Here is a 16,402-nt window from a genome sequence, read left to right on the forward strand (position 1 = left end):
TTGAGATGGTGATGCCTGGCGACAACGTTTCGATGGACGTGACGCTGATCGCGCCGATCGCGATGGATGAGGGCCTGCGCTTCGCGATCCGCGAAGGTGGCCGCACCGTCGGCGCCGGCGTGGTGGCTTCCATCACGAAGTAACCCCCTTGCAACCGGCGCCCCCGAGTTTAGGGTGCGCCGGTTGTCTGGGGTTTCTAGGGGCGTAGCTCAATTGGCTAGAGCGCCGGTCTCCAAAACCGGAGGTTGTGGGTTCGAGACCCTCCGCCCCTGCCACTTTCCCGCTGGCGCCCGGCCCACAAGGCCGCGGCGCCGCATTGCTTGAGAGCACGAGGTAACTGGTTTGGCTAAGTTCGATCCAGCGCAGTTTGTCCGGGAGGTGCGCACCGAAACGGCGCGTGTCACCTGGCCGTCGCGCAAGGAAACACTGGTGACGACCGGTATCGTGCTGGCGCTCTCCGCGCTGGCGGCCGTGTTCTTCCTGGTGGTGGACCAGCTGATCCAGCTGGCCATGTCCTACGTGTTCCGCATCTGAGGAGCGTCCAGACGGTGGCCGATAAGAAGTGGTATGTGGTGCACGTCTATTCGGGCTTCGAAAAGAAGATCGCCGAACAGATCCAGCACCAGGCGAATCAGACGGGCCTCGCCGACAAGATCGAGGATATCCTGGTCCCCACGGAGCAGGTCACCGAGGTGCGCCGCGGCCAGAAGACCGAGACGGAGCGCAAGTTCTTCCCCGGCTATGTGCTGGTGAAGATGGAAATGACCGACGACACCTGGCACCTGGTGCGTGACACGCCCAAGGTCACCGGCTTTCTCGGCGCCAAGAACAAGCCGACGCCGATCACCGAGGCCGAGGCGATGCGCATCGTCAAGCAGCTGTCCGACGATGCTGAGAAGCCGCGCCGCCCCGCGGTGGTGTTCGAGGTGGGCGAGCAGATCCGCGTCACCGACGGCCCCTTCACCAGCTTCAACGGCACGGTGGAGGAAGTGGACGAGGAGAAGGGCCGCCTGAAGGTTTCGGTCTCCATCTTCGGCCGCTCCACCCCGGTGGATCTGGAATACGGACAGGTCGAGAAGATCACCTGATCCAGCAAGGGGGCCGCGAGGCCCCCTTTTTCGTAACGGCCGCCTACCGGTTCTTCCAGTCGGGCTTGCGCTTCTCCGCGAAGGCGCGCGGCCCTTCGATGTAGTCCTCGCTGTCGATATTGCGCTGCTGCGCCGGGTAGATGGTGCCGATCGCCTGCCGCAGCGTCGGCTGGTCCAGCCCCGCATAGACCGCCTGCTTGGAGGCGCGCACCGCCAGCGGCGAGCATTCCAGGATCTGCGCGGCCCAGCGCTTCGCCCCTTCCAGCGCCTGGCCTTCCGGCACTACCTCATTCACGAAGCCCAGGCTCAGCCCCTCCCGCGCGGGCACGCGGCGGCCGGTCAGGATCATGCCCAGCGCCTGCTTCTGCCCGATCATGCGCGGCAGGCGGTGCACGCCGCCGGCCCCCGCGATCAGCCCCACCCGCGGTTCCGGCAGGGCGAACAGGGCGTTCTCGGCCGCGATGATCAGGTCGCTGGCCAGCGCGATCTCGAACCCGCCACCCATGGCGATGCCGTTCACCGCCGCGATCACCGGCTTGTCCAGGTCATAGCGCGCGGTCAGCCCCGCGAAGCCCGTGGGCGGGCCGGGGCGGCGCTTGCCGGCGGCCTGCACCTTCAGGTCATTGCCGGCGCAGAAGGCGCGCTCGCCCGCGCCGGTCACGATCGCCACCCACAGATCGGGGCTGGCCGCGAATTCGTCCCACACGGCGCTGAGTTCCTCATGCGCGTCGGCATGCAGGGCGTTCATCACCTCCGGCCGGTTCAGGGTGATGATGCGCAGGCGGTCTTCATCCTGAACCTGGCAGTATTGATGGGTCATGGCGTGTCCTTCTTGATGGCGCGCGGGTCGCTGACGGCGCAGCGGGCGCGGAGTTCCTCGCGGATGGCGGCCAGCAGCGGCGCATGGGCCGGCTGGCCGGGGTCGGCATGGCCCGCGCGGATCATGGCTGTGGCACCCTCCAGCACGGTGGCGCTGGGCGGGCCCATGCGGGCCGCGATCTCCATCGCGCGGGCCACCATGCGGGCCTCGATCTGGCGCTCACGCGGCAGGGCGGGCAGCAGGCTCTCCAGCAGCAGGGCGCGGGCGGTGGCCAGCAGGTCGGCGGCGTCAGGGCGTTCCGGCATCGGTCATCTCCAGCACTTCCCATTCCAGCGCGGGCACCATGTGGCCGGTCAGGGCCAGTTCCAGGCTGCGCTCCTGGCCCGAGATGTGGCGCAGCGCCTGGTCGGCCGCGATCACCGCCCAGCGGATGGTGGCGCCCAGCTGCCAGAAGCGCACGCGGGCGGGGTCGGGCGCCCAGCCGGCCTCGGCGGCGTAGCCCGCCAGGAAATCCGCCAGCGAGCCGATGCCCCCGGCCTCCAGCCCATCCTGGCCGAATCGCCAGCAGCGGGCGGTGAACCAGCCCAGATCCTCATACGGGTCGCCCCAGCCGGAGAATTCCCAGTCCAGCACGGCAGTGATGGTGTCGCCCTCGACCATCACATTGCCGCTGCGGAAATCCCGGTGCAGCAGCACCGGCGGCAGGGCAGGGGGGGCGTTCCGTTCCATGAAGCGCAGCCCCCATTCCAGCGCGGGGCGCGGGGTGCCGGCCGCGTCCAGCCGCGCGCGCATCTCGGCGATGAAGTCGTTGCTGCCCAGGAAGGCCAGATCCTCACGCGGGGGGCGGATGCGGTGGATGCGCGCCAATTCCCGCCCATGCGCCGCCGCCAGCGCCGGGTTGCCGCCCCGCGCCGCCGCCGCCTTGGCCAGCGCGTGGCCGGAGGCCGTGCCCGGGACGCGCCGCATGACGAAGAAGGGCGCGCCCGCGACATCCGCGTCGGCGCAACAGAACAGCGGCTCCGCCACCGTCACCCCGGCCGCATGGGCCGCGCGCAGCAGGGCGAATTCCTCGGCCCGGCCCCGGCTGACGGCGAGCGTCGCCGCATTGTCCGTGCGCAGCACCCAGCGTTGCGGGGCGCCGCCGAGCGTCGCCTCCACCCCCCAATTCTGCTGGATCGCGCCGCCCGAAAGCCGCGCCATGGACAGGATCTCGACCGGCGCGCCAGCCGCGCCGCTCAGCCAGCCTTCCAGCGCGGCCTTATGCATCCGCGCCCCAGGTGAAGAAGTCGCGCCCGCGCGCGCGCAGTTCCTGGGCCAGGACCATGCGGTGCACCTCGCTCGCGCCATCCACCAGCCGGGCCTGGCGGGCGTAGCGGTACATCCACTCGATGGGCGTGTCCTTCGAGTATCCCTTGGCCCCCAGCAATTGCAGCGCGGTGTCGGCCGCCTTGTGCAGCGCGTCGGCGGCCACGATCTTGGCCATCGAGACCTCGCGCTTCGCGCGGCCGCCCTGGTCCAGCGTCCAGGCCGCGCGCATGGTCAGCAGGCGGGAGATGTCGAGCTGCAAGGCCGCCTCGCCCATCAGGGTCTGCACGCTTTCGCGCGCGGCCAGGGTGATGCCGAAGCTTTTGCGCGTCTCGATATGCGCCTGCGCGATCTCCAGTGCGCGGCGGCCCATGCCGGTCCAGCGCATGCAATGCGTCAGGCGGGCGGGGCCGAGGCGGATCTGCGCCATCTTCAGCCCGTCGCCGGGCTTCATCAGCACATTCTCGTCCGGGATCTCCAACCCGTCGAATTCCAGCTCGCAATGCCCGCCATGCTCCTCCGGGCCCATGATCGGGATGCGGCGGACGATGCGCCAGCCCGGCTGGTCCTTGTGGAACAGGAAGGCGCTGATGCCGCGCCGGTCGTCGTCGCTGGTGCGGGCCAGCAGGATGAAATGCGCGGCCTCTCCGGCGCCGGTGATGAACCATTTGCGGCCGGTGACGCGCCAGCGGTCGCCCACGCGCTCGGCCCGGGTATAGGTCAGGGTGGGGTCGCTGCCGGCGCCGCCGGGCTCGGTCATCGCGAAGCTGGATTGCACCGCGCCGTCGATCACGGGCTGCAGCCACCAGGCCTTCTGCGCATCGGTCGCCACGCGCTCCATCACCATCATGTTGCCGTCGTCCGGCGCCGCGCTATTGAAGGTGACGGGGCCGAAGATGGAGCGGTTCATCTCCTCATAGCAGGCGGCCATGCCGATGAAGGGCAGTTCCGCCCCGCCGCGATACTTCTTGGACTGCATCGCCCACAGCCCGGCCGACTTCACCTCCGCCCGCAGGGTCTTCAGCAGGGCGGGGCTGATATTCTCATGCTCGTCATAGCTGGCGCGCTCGGCTTCCAGCGGGATCAGCCGGTCCTGCACGAAATCCCGCACGCGGCGGCGGATGGCATCGAGCTCGGGCGGCAGGGCGAAATCCATGCGAGTGTCCTTCAGAGGCTGGAAACGGAGTGGCCGCCATCGACGGTGATGGTGCTGCCGGTCATGTGCACCCCGGCGTCGCTGGCCAGCAGCAGCAGCGGGCCGGTCAGATCCCCCGGCTGGCCCAGCCGGCGCTGCGGCACGCGGCGGATCATCGCCTGGCCGGGCTCGGAGGCGAAGAATTCCGCGTTGATGTCGGAGGCGATGTAGCCCGGCGCCAGGGCGTTCACCCGGATGGAATGCCGCGCCAGCTCCACCGCCATCTGCCGCGTCAGATGCAGCAGCCCGGCCTTGGCGGCGGTATAGCCGGCCACGCCGGGGATGATCCGTTCCCCCAGGATCGAGGCGATGTTGATGATGGAGCCGGGGCGCCGGTCGGCCACCATGCGCCGCGCTGCCTCCTGAGCCACCAGGAAGCAGCCGCGCAGATCCACGCCCAGCACCTGGTCGAAATCCTCGGGCGTCTGGGCCAGCACCGGCTTGGTTACCGCGATGCCGGCATTGTTCACCAGGATGTCGATGGGTCCCGCGGCATCGAAGGCGGCGGCGATGCTGGCCGGGCTGGTCACGTCCAGATGCACGGTGGTGGCGCCGAGCGCGGCCGCGGTGGCGGCCATCGCCTCCACCCGGCGGGCGGCCATCACAACCCGGGCGCCGGCACCAGCCAGCACCTGGGCGAAATGCGCCCCCAACAGGCCGGAAGCCCCCGTGACGAGCGCGGCACGCCCGGACAGATCGAACAGATGAGACATGGACGTTCCTCGTTGGGCGGAAGACTGCCCAAAGCGGAGCGCGGGTGCAACGCTTGCGCGGGAGGAGCTGGGGATGGCGCCAAAAGGGAAGGCAGGCTGGGGAAGGCTCTGCCTTCCCCAGACCCCATCCGCTGGGGAGATAAGATCTCCCCAGGCCCCTGCGAGGAGTTTGGGGACAGCGCCAATATTATCCAATTGATATTATTATATAAATTTACCGGAAAAACCTTCGCAGGCTCAGGCGCCGTCCCCAAACTGATAAAAAGTAGTGGGGGGTCAAACGCATCGCGTTTGACGAGGGGGAAAGTCATTTCCCCCTCAACCTTAATCGCCAGCGCAGCCCCCTCACCCCGTCCCGATCCGCGCCGCGATCGGTGTCCAGCGTGCCACTTCTTCCGCCACATGCTGTCCTGCCGCTTCCGGCGACGGGTCGGGCCACAATTCCACGCTGGCCGTCAGCAGCCGTTGCCGCGTGGCATCCTGTGCCAGGGCGGCCAGTGCCGCGTCGCGCATCTGCGTGTCCATACCGGGCGGTGCGCCGGGGCGGCTGAACAGCACCTGCCAGGCCGTCAGCGCGTAGCCGGGCACATGTGCCCCGATCGGCGCCAGCCCGGGCAGCAGGGCGGAGGGCGCGGGGCCGGAGCTGGCCAGCAGCCGCACCCGGCCATGGCGCGCCAGCGGCGCCAGCAGGGTGGGGCTGTCGATCGTGAAGTGCATCCGGCCCGCCACCAGGTCCTGCACGGCGTTCGCCGCGGTGCGATAGGGCACGACGGTGAAGCGGCCCTGCGTCAATTGCTTCAATAGTTCCCCGGCCAGGTGGTTGGTGGCGCCGGGGTTGGTGGCGCCGTAATTCGCGGCTTCGCCTTCGCGGTCCAGCCAGGCCAGCAGCTCCGGCACGTCCCGCGCGGGCACGGAGGGATGCACGGCCAGCGCGAAGGGCTGGCTGCCGACCAGCGCCAGCGGCGTGAAATCCCGCACCGGGTTCAGGGGGAAGTTCGGGTAGACCGCCTGCATCACCGGGTGGTTGTTGGTGGCGATGAAGAAGGTGGCGCCGTCATTCGGCGCGCGATGGAAGGCGGCCGCCCCCACCGTGCTGCCGGCGCCGGGGATGTTTTCCGGCACCACGGGGCGGCCGAGCTGGTTCTGCAGGGCCTCGGCCAGGATGCGCCCCACCACATCCGTCACCCCGGCCACCCCCACCGGGATGATCAGCCGCAGCGGCCGCCTCTCCTGCGCCAAGGCGGGGCTGATGGCGGGGGTGGCGAGGAAAGGCAGCACTCGGCGGGCGATGCGCATGGGGCTCTCCGGCATTCCGTTGGGCGCCGACATGGTGCAGCCTGCGGGCTGGTCCAGAAAGGTGAAAAGATGCGCCCGATCCGTCTGCAGGAAACCTTCCGCGCGGTGTTCTACGTGCCGTTCTATGCCGCGCTGGCACGCGGGGCCTATGCGGCGGAGGGGGTGGAGGTAACCCTGCTGGATGGCGGCGAGCCCGCCCGCGCCAAGGATGCGGTGCTGGAAGGCCGCGCCGAGATCGCCTGGGGCGGGCCGATGCGCCTGATGCTGGCCCATGATGCCGACCCCGCCTGCCCCTTGCGCGATTTCGGCGCGGCGGTGCTGGGGGACCCGTTCTTCCTGGTGGGGCGGGAGGCGCGGCCCGATTTCCGCCTGCGTGACCTGGCCGGGCTGCGCTTCGCCACCGTGGCCGAGGTGCCGACCCCCTGGTGGGCCTTGCAGGAGGACATCCGCCAGGACGGGCTGGACCCCGACAGCCTGCCCCGCCACACCACCGGCAGCATGCAGCAGAACGCCGAGGCGCTGCTGAACGGCGACCTCGATGTGATCCAGGTGTTCGAGCCCTTCGTGACGCGGCTGGAGGATGCGGGCTGCCATGTCTGGCACGCGGCGGCCAGCCGCGGGCCCACCGGCTACACCACCTTCATGTCCACCGTGGCCAACATGCGCGAATACGCGCCGGAATTCCGCGCCATGCTGCGCGGCCTGGGCAAGACGCAGGACTGGCTGCACGCCACCCCGGATGCCGAGGTGGCGGCCGTGGTGAAGCCGCTGTTCCCGGAGCTGGATGCGGAGCTGATCCAGCGCTGCATCGCGCGCTACCGGCCGCTGGGGATCTGGAGCCGCACGCCGTACTTCCCGCCCGAGCCGTGGGAGAAGCTGGAGCACGCGATGTTCACGGCGGGGGTCATCAAGCGGAAGCCGGGCTGGGCCGCCTGCGTGGACAATTCGCTGATGGAGTGAATCCGGGCTGATCGGCTATACTTCCCGCCAGGAATTTCGAATTTCTGGCGAGGGCCCCTTGGCCGATCACGAACACGCCGCCTCCACCATCGGCTCCCAGGTCTATGCCCGCCTGCGGGAGGATGTGATCTCCGGCGTTCTGGCGCCCGGGTCCCGGCTGCATCTGGACAGCCTGCGCCAGCGCTATGGCGTGGGCATGACCCCGCTGCGGGAGGCGCTGTACCGCCTCTCGGCCACCCTGCTGATCGAGGCGCATGACCAGCGCGGCTTCCGCGTCGCCGAGCTCAGCCTGTCGCATTTCGAGCAGGTGATCAGCGCGCGCGAACGCCTGGAATGCCTGCTGCTGGAGGATGCGATCCGCGACGGCGACGCCGTGTGGATGGAACGCACCGCCAGCGCCCACCAGGCGCTGGAAGCCCTGCCCATGTATCTGGACCCGGAGGGGCGGGTGCTGAACCTGGACTGGCGGGCCGCGCATCTGCGCTTCCATTACGAGCTGGCCTCGGGCGGGAAGCATTTCATCCAGAACCTGTTCCACCAGATGCTGTGGGACCACGCGACCCGCTATCGCAACCTGGTCCGCCCGGACCCCTTGCCGGAGGATGTGCTGCGCGCCGATCACGCCCGGCTGATGGAGGCCGTGCTGGAACGCGATACCGAGATGGCCGTGCTGGTCATGCGCCGGCATGTCCGGCACGGCTCGGCCGCGATCCTGGCGGCGCTGCGGGGGTAGGCCCTAGAAAAAGGCGTTGCGCGGCCGCGCCAGCCCCAGATTCTCGCGCAGCGTCGTGCCCTCGTATTCCGTGCGGAACAGGCCGCGGCGCTGCAATTCCGGCACCACCAGCCTGATGAAGCGTTCGAGGCCCGTGGGCACCACCGGGGCCGCGATCATGAAGCCGTCGCAGGCCTTGGAGGTGTACCATTCCTCCATGATATCAGCGACCTGCTTCGCATCGCCCTTGAACATGTTGCCGCCCATCTGCGGCAGGATGCGGCGATAGGTCTGGCGCACCGTCAGCCCTTCCTCATGGGCCATGCGCAGGATGGCCTTGCCGATGCCGGTATGGCCGATGTGCTCCTCGTCGAATGTCGGCATGGGCTCATCCAGGGCATAGCCCTGCATCTTCCGGCCCAGCATCTTCGACAGGTAATCGACCCCCACGGCCGGGGAGACGAGGTCCTCCAGCTGCTGGAACAGCGCCTCGGCTTCCTCGGCGGTCTCGCCCACGAAGATGGTCACGCCCGAGAGGATGCGCATGTCATCCGCCGTGCGGCCGAATTTCGGCAGGCGGCCCTTGATGTCGGCATACAGGCGCTGGGCGGCGGGCATGCTGCCCTCGATCGCGAAGACGCAATCGGCATGGGCGGCCGAGAGATCCTTGCCCGTCTCCGACTGCCCGGCCGAGAAGATCACCGGATGCCCCTGCGGCGAGCGCGGCGCGTTCAGCGGCCCGCGCACCTGGAAATGCGGGCCCTGGTGGTTCAGTACATGCACCTTCTCCGGGATCAGGAACTGGCCGCTGGCCTTGTCCTGCGGGAAGGCGCCGTCATCCCAGCTGTCCCACAGCCCCTTCACCACGGTGGCGAATTCCGCCGCGCGGTCATAGCGGGTGCCGCGCTCCACATGCTCGGTGTGGGAGAAGTTGAGCGCGTCCTCGGGGTTCGAAGTGGTGACGAGGTTCCACCCCGCCCGCCCGCCGCTGAGGTGATCGAGCGAGGCGAAGCGGCGCGCCACGTGGAAGGGCTCGTCATAGGTGGTGGTGGCGGTGGCGACGAGCCCGATGTGCCGCGTCACCATGGACAGGGCGGACAGCAGCGTGACGGGTTCGAACACGCCCGGCCGGTCAGATGGGCTGGTGGCCGCGAACAAGGCGGGCTTGTCCAGCTGCCGCACGCCATTGCCGTCGGCCAGGAAGATCAGGTCGAATTTCCCCGCCTCCGCGATCTGGGCCAGGCGGGCGGCGTTCTGGATATTGGCGGCGGGATTGTCCCAGGCATCGGGGTGCCGCCATTCGCCCACATGGCTGCCCGAGGCATTGGCATTGGCGGCAAGGACCATCGGCATCGGATCAGCCTCGTTTCAGGTTCCAGAAGACAGGGAAGCCCGTGACCATGCCCTGCAGGTTGCGGCGATAGGCGACGGGGGCAAAGAACTGGCCGAGCGGCACATAGGGCACGTCCCGGTAGGCGCACTCCTGAATGGCTTGGGCGATGCGCCGCTGGGCCGCGAGGTCCGGCGCGTCGAGCCAGGATTGGCGCAGCGCCTCCAGCTCCGGCAAATTGGGCCAGCCGGTCCAGGCATCGGCGCCGGTGCCCTGCAGGGATTGGTGCACGGCCGGGTTGATGACCGAAAGCCCCGACCAGATGCCGAAATAGACGCTCCAGCCGCCCTGTTCGACGGGTTCCTTCTTCACCGCCCGCGCGCTGACGGTGCCCCAATCGGCCAGCTGGTAGTCCACGTTGAAGCCGAGCCTGGTGAGCATGTCGGCCGCCACATCGCTCGCGGCCTTCACCGAGGCACGGTCGGCCGCCCCCAGCACCACCACGCGCTCGCCCTTGTAGCCGGCGTCGATGATCTGCTGCTTCAGCCGCGCGATGTCCGGCTGGTCCACCTGCGCTGAGGTGCCCACATCCGACGCATAGGGCGTGCCAGGCGGGAAGAAGCCCACCCCGGTGCGGAACAGCTGCGGGTCGGTGCCCGCCATGGCGTGCATGAATTCCAGCTGGCTGGTGCCGGCCAGCACGGCGCGGCGGATCGCGGGGTTGTCGAAGGGCGGGTGCAGGAAGTTGAACCGCATGATCGGCAACCCGCCGCTGGGGTCGTTGATCTCCACCTTCACCTCGCGCCGGCGGCGCAGCAGCGGCAGGTAGTCCGGGGTGGGGGTTTCCCACCAATCCACCTCGCCATTCTGCAAGGCGGCCGCGGCTGTGGCGGCGTCGGGGATGATCACCCACTCCACGCGCTCGAAATGCGCGAGTTTGGGGCCGGCGGTCCAGCCCAGCTCGCCGGTTTCGCGGGGGCGGTAGGCCTCGTTCTTGGCGAAGACGATGCGCGCGCCGGTCACGCTCTGCTCGCGCAGGAATTTGTAGGGGCCGCTGCCCACCACCTCCGTCACTTGCGTGTGTCCGGGGGTGTTCGACAGCCGCTCCGGCATCACCACCATGGCCTGGGCGGTGGATTTCGCCAGGCCAAAGGTCAGCAGCGGAAAGGGGCGCTTCATGCGGAAGACGATGGTGCGGTCGTCCGGCGCGGTCAGCGCGTCGGTGGCGGCCATCAGCAGCCGGCCGAAACTGTCCCGCCCGCCCCAGCGGCGGATGCTGGCCACGCAATCGCGCGCCAGCACCGGCGTGCCGTCATGGAACATCAGCCCCGGGCGCAGCCTGATGGTCCACAGCTTGTGGTCATCCTCGGCGGTGAAGCCCTCGGCCATCTGCGGTTGCGGCAGCAGGTCTTTGTCCAGGCCGAACAGCGTGTCGTAGACGAGATACGCGTAGTTGCGCGTGACCTGGGTGGAGCTGAAGATCGGATCGTAGCTGGTGATATCCGTCTGCGGAATGAAGCGCACCACGCGCTCCGATTGCGCGGCCACCAGCGCGGGCGCGCCCATGCCCGCCGTGCCGGCTGTCAAAGCCAGCACCTGTCTGCGTCCTGTCATCCCATGCCCCCGAAAGCCTGGATGTGATGCCGCGTTGTCTGCGTTTCCGGGGGCAGCCTAGGGGATCGGGGCAGGGGGTCAATGGATTTTCGAAATTTTCGGCCGGGCGGAAAAGACCGCCTCCGCCCGGCCGGGCGGTCAGCCCAGGGTTTTCACCAGCAGCTCCGCCGAGCGGCCCGCCGCGATCGTGGCCGCCCGCGCGTCATAGCTGTGCGCGTTCAGCCGCGCGAAGGCATGGTCCACCCCCGGATAGACATAGGCCTTGGCCAGCCCGTGCCCTTCCAGCGCCGCCACGATCTTCGCCCGCGCCTCCGGGGGCACGAATTTGTCCTTCTCGGCGATGTGCAGGATGGTGGGCGCCGTGATTTTGGCCGCATCGCCCAGCAGCCCGTCCAGCCCCACGCCGTAATAGCTGATGTGGCACTGGGCATCGCTGTCCAGCGCCAGCATGACGGCCAGCCGCCCGCCCAGGCAGAAACCCATACTGCCGACCTTGCCATTGCAGCCGGGCAGGGCGCGGGCCGCGGCGATGGTGGCCTTCAGATCCTCCATCCCCTTCGCCTGGTCCATGCCGTTCATATAGGCGAAGGCCTTCTCCCATTCCGTCTGGCCCGCGTCGGGGTCCAGTTCCACGCCCGGCTGCTGGCGCCAGAACAGGTCGGGGGCGATGGCGAAATAGCCCATGCTGGCCACCCAGTCCGACAGGGCGCGCATGGTGCGGTTCACGCCGAAGATTTCCTGGATCATCACCACCGCACCCTTCGGGGTGCTGGTGTCGGCGGGGGCGGCCAGATAGGCCTGGAAGCTGCCGCTGCCATCGGTGGCGGGGATCGTGATCTGGGTCATGGGGCCCTCCTGTGGTCGAATAGGGGGCTATCGTCGCGCGCCTGAAGCCGCCCGGCTATCCCTTTGGATGCGCGGCACGTCTGGACGGCGCGTCCCCTTCGCAGGATGCTGGCGCCCGATTGGGGCCCGGGACACGGGCCGGGGCGGCACCGGGCCGCCAGGAAGGGTTGAGAATGGAAAAGCAGGATTTCCGCAACGGCATGTCCCGTCTGGCCGCCGCGGTGAACGTGATCACCACTGGTGGTCAGGCCGGCCGCGCGGGCTTCACCGCCAGCGCCGTCACCAGCGTGACCGACGAGCCGCCGACCCTGCTGGTCTGCATGAACCGCAACTACAGCGCGGCCGACACCTTCGCCGCCAACGGCGTGCTGTGCGTGAACACGCTGGGCGCCGGGCAGGAGAATGTGTCCGACACCTTCGCCGGCCGCCACGGGCTGGAAGGCGCCGAGCGCTTCACCGTGGGCGAATGGGAAACGCTCGCCACCGGCGCCCCCGCCCTGCAGGAAGCCGCGGCCAGCTTCGACTGCGAGATCAGGGAAGTGGTCGAAAAAGGCAGCCACAAGGTGATCTTCGCCGAGGTGAAGGCCGTGCGGCTGGGCCAGGATGCCGGCGGGCTGGTCTACTTCAACCGGGGCTATCACCTGGTGCGCTGAGGGGAGGGCGCCCGTCAGGGGCTCCGCCCCCGACACCCCCGCCAGGACCGTGCTCGGTCCTGGACCTAGATCAGTTTGGTGCTGACCTTGGGAAGGTGTTTCCTATTGATTTTTATAATGAAAATGGCGCTATGCCTGCCAAGGTAAGGCGCCAAACTGATGGGTTTCAAGGGCCTTTCGGCCTTTGGCGGGGAGCCGAGGGGCAGAGCCCCTCGGTGGGGGTTCGGGGGCAACGCCCCTGAGGCGCCTCAAGCCTCGGCGATAGCCTTGTTCATCGCCTGCACCCCGGCATCGGGGCCATCGGGGTGGTTCCACACCGCCCCCACCACCGCCAGGAAATCGGCGCCCGCGCGCACCAGCGGCGCGCAGTTTTCCGCGGTGATGCCGCCGATCGCCACGCAGGGGATTTCCATCATCTCCCGCCACCATTCCAGCAGTTCCACCGTGGCGACGTGTTCCGTCTCCTTGGTGGTGGTGGGGAAGAAGGCGCCGAAGGCCACGTAATCGGCCCCGATTTCGCCCGCCGTCATCGCCAGGTGGCGGGAGGCATGGCAGGTGATGCCCAGGATATGGCTGTCCAGCGTGGCGCGGGCGGCGGCGTGGTCGCCGTCGGTCTGGCCCAGATGGGCGCCGTCGCAGCCCAGGCGCTTCGCGGTTTCCGCATCGTCGTTCAGCAGGAAGGCCACCCCGCGCGACTGGGTGATGGGCATCAGGCGTTCCACGGCGCGGGCCACCTCGTCGGCGGGCGCGTCCTTCAGGCGCAGCTGCACGCAGGAGACATCGCCGGCATCGAGCGCGCGCGCCAGCAGCGTGTCGAAGCCATCGGTCAGGCGCGGGGGGGTGATCAGGTAGAGGCGGCAATCGGGCATGGGGGCTTCTGCCCCCATGCCGCGGGTGGCGTCAATCATAGTGCAGGTCGCGGCTCTTGCCGCCGAACACGGTCCAGGCGAGCACGGTATAGGCCGCGATGACCGGCAGCACCGCCAGCGCGCCCGCCAGGATGATGCTGAGCGATTCCGGCGCGCTGGCCGCCTGCCACAGCGTCAATTGGTCCGGCACGACATAGGGGAAGAAGCTCCAGGCCAGCCCGATGAAGGACAGCACGAACAACCCCACCGCGGAGGCGAAGGGCAGCCCCGCCAGCGCGTCATTCGCATAGGGCATGTGGCGCAGGATGCTGCGCAGCAGCACCACGAGGCCGAGCGTGCACAGCGGCAGCGGCGCCAGCAGCACCAGGTTGGGCAGGCTGAACCAGCGCTCGAAGATGCGCGGGCTGGCATAGGGGGTGGCCAGGCTGACCAGCAGGATGCCGAGCGCCACCGCCGGCAGCGCGCGCCGGGCCCAGCCGATGGCGCGGCGCTGCAGGTCGCCCTCCATCCGCCAGACCAGCCAGGTGGAGGCGATGAAGGCATAGCAGATGGCCAGCCCCGCCGCGCACATGGCCGCGAACAGCAGCGCCACCGCCCCGCCGTCGAAGCCCAGGATATAGCGCCCGAGCATCCAGCCCTGGGACAGGGACGCGACCAGGGAGCCGCCGAAGAAGGCGCGGTCCCACATGCGCTTCTGGCGCGGGGTGGGGGCCTTCACGCGGAATTCGAAGGCCACGCCGCGCACCGACAGCGCCATCAGCATCAGCGCCACCGGCAGGTACAGCGCCGTCAGCACCACGCCATGGGCAGCCGGGAAGGCCACCAGCAGCAGGCCGATGCCCAGCACCAGCCAGGTCTCGTTCGCATCCCAGAACGGACCGATGGAGGCCACCATGCGGTCGCGGTCCGCCTGCTCGGGGGCGGCGGGCAGCAGCAGCCCCACGCCCAGGTCGAAGCCGTCCAGCACCACATAGGCCAGCACGGAGATGGCCATCAGCGCGCCGAAGATCACCGGCAGGTATTCCGGAGGCAGGAAGGGGGTCATGAGCGGGTCTCCGCGACGATGCCGCCCGGTTCCATGCCCGCGGGGGGCTCGGGCGGGTGGGTGTGGCCCGCCTTGGCGGCCAGATGCAGGATGGTGGTCACATAGGCCAGCAGCAGCACGACATAGAGCGCCAGATACAGCGCCAGGCTGCCGCCGATATGGGTGGCGGGCACGGGGCCCGCGGCGTCGGCGGTGCGCAGGATGCCGGTGACGAGCCAGGGCTGGCGGCCGATCTCGGTCACGTACCAGCCGGCGAGCGTGGCCACCCAGCCCGCGAAGGTCATGGGCACCAGCAGCCACATCAGGGGCACCGGCGGCATGCCGCGCCGCCACAGGAAGAAGGCGCCCGTCAGCCCCGCCGCGATCATCAGCACGCCGAGGCCCACCATGATGCGGAAGGCGAAGAAGACCGGGGCCACCGGCGGGTGCTCGCCCGCGAAGTCGTTCAGCCCCTGGATCACGCCATCCCATTCATGGCGCAGGATCAGGCTGGCGACGCCGGGCAGGGCGATTTCGGCATGGTTGTCCCGCGCGGCCTCGTCGGGCCAGGCGAACAGCAGCAGCGGCACGCGCCCGCCGGTGTTCCAGTGGCCTTCCATCGCCGCGATCTTGGCGGGCTGGTGCTCCAGCGTGTTCAGCCCATGCGCGTCGCCCACGAACAGCTGGGTGGGGGCGAGCACGGCCGCCATCACGATGCCGGTGCGCAGCGCCGCCTGCACCGCCGGCATCCGGCTGTGGCGCAGCCATTGCCAGGCGGAGACGCCGGCGATGAGGAAGGAGACCGTCAGCCCCGAGGCGATCAGCATATGCGCCAGGCGGTAGGGCATGGAGGGGTTGAACACGATCGCCCACCAATCCACCGCATGGGCCACGCCGTCGCGGATCTCATAGCCCGCCGGGGTCTGCATCCAGGAATTCAGCGCGATGATCCAGAAGGCGCTGAGCGTGGTGCCGCCCGCCACCAGCAGGGTGGCGCCGGTGTGCAGCCAACCCGGCACGCGGCGATAGCCGAACAGCATGATCGACAGGAAGGAGGCCTCCAGGAAGAAGGCCGTCAGGATCTCATAGGCCAGCAGCGGGCCCGCGATATTGCCCACCCGTTCCATATAGCCCGGCCAGTTGGTGCCGAACTGGAAGCTCATGGTGATGCCGGAGACGACACCCATGGCGAAGGACAGGGCGAAGACCTTCACCCAGAAGAAATAGGCCTCGATCCATTTCTGGTCGCGGGTGGCGTTGAAGCGCAGCTTGAAGAACAGCAGCACCCAGCCCAGCGCGATGGTGATGGTGGGAAACAGGATGTGGAAGGAGATGTTGGCGGCGAATTGGATGCGCGCCAGGGTATGTGCGTCCATGATCTCAGCCCTCCCGGCTGGGGCGTTTGCCCTTGACGAATTTGACCACCTTTTCGGTGGTGTCGAGGAGTTTCGTGATCTTGCTGCCGAGCGCGAGGAGGGAGGCGAGACGTTCCGTCTCCAGCTTCTTCACATCCTCGTACCAGGTGGTCAGTTGTTCGATCAGCGCGTGCATTTCGCCCATGCGGGCCTGGGCGTGGCTGTCCTGCTCGCTGGCGGGCTTCTGCATCAGCAATTCGCGCAGCACGGTCAGCGTCGGGTCCACCTCCCGCTTCTTCCGCTCCTCCGCCAGCACGCGCAGGATCTGCCAGACATCGTCGGGGGTGGTGAAATGGTCCCGCCGGTCGCCGGGGATGTGGCGCAGCAGCACTAGGTTCCAGCCCTGAAGCTCCTTCAGGGACATGGAGACATTGGAGCGGGAGACGCCCAGCGCCTCCACGATGTCATCGGCCGCGAGGGGGACGGGGGCCGAGAGGTAGAGCAGGGCATAGATCTGCCCCACCGTGCGGTTGATGCCCCAGCGCGACCCCATCTCTCCGAAATGGAGGACGAAGGCCTGGGTGAGGGGTGAGAGCTGCATGGGTTTTCGTCATTTCAGTCC

19 protein-coding genes and 1 tRNA gene are annotated in these 16,402 nt (G+C 68.8%); 7 read left to right on the forward strand and 13 right to left on the reverse strand.

The genetic code is table 11. From position 1 onward, the window contains the following. The 4 genes from GT007_RS17240 to nusG all read left to right on the forward strand — a co-directional run. The coding region (locus tag GT007_RS17240; RefSeq protein ID WP_457852343.1) for an EF-Tu C-terminal domain-related protein at positions 1-143 on the forward strand (143 nt) is incomplete at its 5' end. Between the two features lie 55 nt (positions 144-198). Then, positions 199-275, forward strand: a tRNA-Trp gene (locus tag GT007_RS17245). 67 nt (positions 276-342) lie between these two features. Beyond that, entirely contained in the window at positions 343-534 is a 192-nt protein-coding gene (gene secE, locus GT007_RS17250) for a preprotein translocase subunit SecE (protein WP_160122901.1), read from the forward strand. 14 nt (positions 535-548) lie between these two features. Beyond that, the gene (gene nusG / locus GT007_RS17255) at positions 549-1,088 is read left to right on the forward strand and encodes a transcription termination/antitermination protein NusG (protein WP_160122902.1); all 540 of its coding nucleotides are present in this window, start codon (positions 549-551) and stop codon (positions 1,086-1,088) included. Positions 1,089-1,131: 43 nt separating this feature from the next. Here the strand turns inward: nusG and GT007_RS17260 are convergent, their stop codons facing one another. The 6 genes from GT007_RS17260 to GT007_RS17285 all read right to left on the reverse strand — a co-directional run bounded on the left by GT007_RS17260 (position 1,132) and on the right by GT007_RS17285 (position 6,417). Further along, positions 1,132-1,908 (reverse strand): enoyl-CoA hydratase-related protein, encoded by a 777-nt coding sequence (locus GT007_RS17260; protein ID WP_160122903.1) that lies wholly within the window; start codon positions 1,906-1,908, stop codon positions 1,132-1,134. Continuing rightward, positions 1,905-2,213 carry a hypothetical protein gene (locus tag GT007_RS17265; RefSeq protein WP_160122904.1) on the reverse strand — a complete coding sequence of 103 codons (309 nt, stop codon included), beginning with the start codon at positions 2,211-2,213 and terminating at the stop codon, positions 1,905-1,907. Before GT007_RS17265 ends, GT007_RS17260 begins: the two co-directional genes overlap by 4 nt. Next, positions 2,197-3,174 carry a phosphotransferase family protein gene (locus GT007_RS17270; RefSeq protein WP_160122905.1) on the reverse strand — a complete coding sequence of 326 codons (978 nt, stop codon included), beginning with the start codon at positions 3,172-3,174 and terminating at the stop codon, positions 2,197-2,199. The genes GT007_RS17265 and GT007_RS17270 overlap by 17 nt, the downstream gene beginning before the upstream one ends. Then, positions 3,167-4,369, reverse strand: a complete 1,203-nt coding sequence (locus GT007_RS17275; protein ID WP_160122906.1) for an acyl-CoA dehydrogenase family protein — start codon at positions 4,367-4,369, stop codon at positions 3,167-3,169. Before GT007_RS17275 ends, GT007_RS17270 begins: the two co-directional genes overlap by 8 nt. 11 nt (positions 4,370-4,380) lie before the next feature. Next, complete coding sequence (locus GT007_RS17280) at positions 4,381-5,121, reverse strand: SDR family NAD(P)-dependent oxidoreductase (RefSeq protein WP_160122907.1); 741 nt, start codon at positions 5,119-5,121, stop codon at positions 4,381-4,383. Positions 5,122-5,466: 345 nt separating this feature from the next. Then, the gene (locus tag GT007_RS17285; protein ID WP_160122908.1) at positions 5,467-6,417 is read right to left on the reverse strand and encodes a Bug family tripartite tricarboxylate transporter substrate binding protein; all 951 of its coding nucleotides are present in this window, start codon (positions 6,415-6,417) and stop codon (positions 5,467-5,469) included. A 69-nt stretch (positions 6,418-6,486) separates the two neighbouring features. Between GT007_RS17285 and GT007_RS17290 the strand changes: the two genes are divergently transcribed. Continuing rightward, on the forward strand, positions 6,487-7,377 hold the full coding sequence (locus GT007_RS17290; RefSeq protein WP_160122909.1) for an ABC transporter substrate-binding protein: 891 nt from the start codon (positions 6,487-6,489) through the stop codon (positions 7,375-7,377). 58 nt (positions 7,378-7,435) lie between these two features. After that, complete coding sequence (locus GT007_RS17295) at positions 7,436-8,110, forward strand: GntR family transcriptional regulator (RefSeq protein ID WP_160122910.1); 675 nt, start codon at positions 7,436-7,438, stop codon at positions 8,108-8,110. Positions 8,111-8,113: 3 nt separating this feature from the next. Here the strand turns inward: GT007_RS17295 and GT007_RS17300 are convergent, their stop codons facing one another. The 3 genes from GT007_RS17300 to GT007_RS17310 all read right to left on the reverse strand — a co-directional run bounded on the left by GT007_RS17300 (position 8,114) and on the right by GT007_RS17310 (position 11,879). After that, positions 8,114-9,442: an LLM class flavin-dependent oxidoreductase gene (locus GT007_RS17300; RefSeq protein ID WP_160122911.1), complete on the reverse strand. Its 1,329-nt coding sequence runs from the start codon at positions 9,440-9,442 to the stop codon at positions 8,114-8,116. Positions 9,443-9,446: 4 nt separating this feature from the next. Beyond that, positions 9,447-11,033 carry an ABC transporter substrate-binding protein gene (locus GT007_RS17305; protein ID WP_160122912.1) on the reverse strand — a complete coding sequence of 529 codons (1,587 nt, stop codon included), beginning with the start codon at positions 11,031-11,033 and terminating at the stop codon, positions 9,447-9,449. Positions 11,034-11,171: 138 nt separating this feature from the next. Next, complete coding sequence (locus tag GT007_RS17310) at positions 11,172-11,879, reverse strand: dienelactone hydrolase family protein (RefSeq protein WP_160122913.1); 708 nt, start codon at positions 11,877-11,879, stop codon at positions 11,172-11,174. 173 nt (positions 11,880-12,052) lie between these two features. Here GT007_RS17310 and GT007_RS17315 point away from each other — a divergent pair, with 173 nt between their 5' ends. Further along, positions 12,053-12,532 carry a flavin reductase gene (locus tag GT007_RS17315; protein ID WP_160122914.1) on the forward strand — a complete coding sequence of 160 codons (480 nt, stop codon included), beginning with the start codon at positions 12,053-12,055 and terminating at the stop codon, positions 12,530-12,532. Between the two features lie 248 nt (positions 12,533-12,780). On the opposite strand, the gene thiE is transcribed toward GT007_RS17315, so the two are convergent. From thiE to GT007_RS17335, 4 genes are read right to left on the reverse strand one after another with little or no spacing between them, the layout of a single operon-like run. After that, positions 12,781-13,401, reverse strand: coding sequence for a thiamine phosphate synthase (gene thiE, locus GT007_RS17320; protein ID WP_160122915.1), 621 nt, complete (start codon positions 13,399-13,401; stop codon positions 12,781-12,783). A gap of 31 nt (positions 13,402-13,432) precedes the next feature. Beyond that, positions 13,433-14,446 carry a cytochrome d ubiquinol oxidase subunit II gene (locus tag GT007_RS17325; protein WP_160122916.1) on the reverse strand — a complete coding sequence of 338 codons (1,014 nt, stop codon included), beginning with the start codon at positions 14,444-14,446 and terminating at the stop codon, positions 13,433-13,435. Continuing rightward, positions 14,443-15,801, reverse strand: coding sequence for a cytochrome ubiquinol oxidase subunit I (locus tag GT007_RS17330; protein ID WP_160122917.1), 1,359 nt, complete (start codon positions 15,799-15,801; stop codon positions 14,443-14,445). Before GT007_RS17330 ends, GT007_RS17325 begins: the two co-directional genes overlap by 4 nt. A 4-nt stretch (positions 15,802-15,805) precedes the next feature. Further along, entirely contained in the window at positions 15,806-16,381 is a 576-nt protein-coding gene (locus GT007_RS17335; protein ID WP_160122918.1) for a GbsR/MarR family transcriptional regulator, read from the reverse strand. Between the last annotated feature and the right edge of the window lie 21 nt (positions 16,382-16,402).

Source organism: Rhodovarius lipocyclicus (assembly GCF_009900765.1).
In the GTDB taxonomy this organism is placed as follows: Bacteria; Pseudomonadota; Alphaproteobacteria; order Acetobacterales; family Acetobacteraceae; genus Rhodovarius; species Rhodovarius lipocyclicus.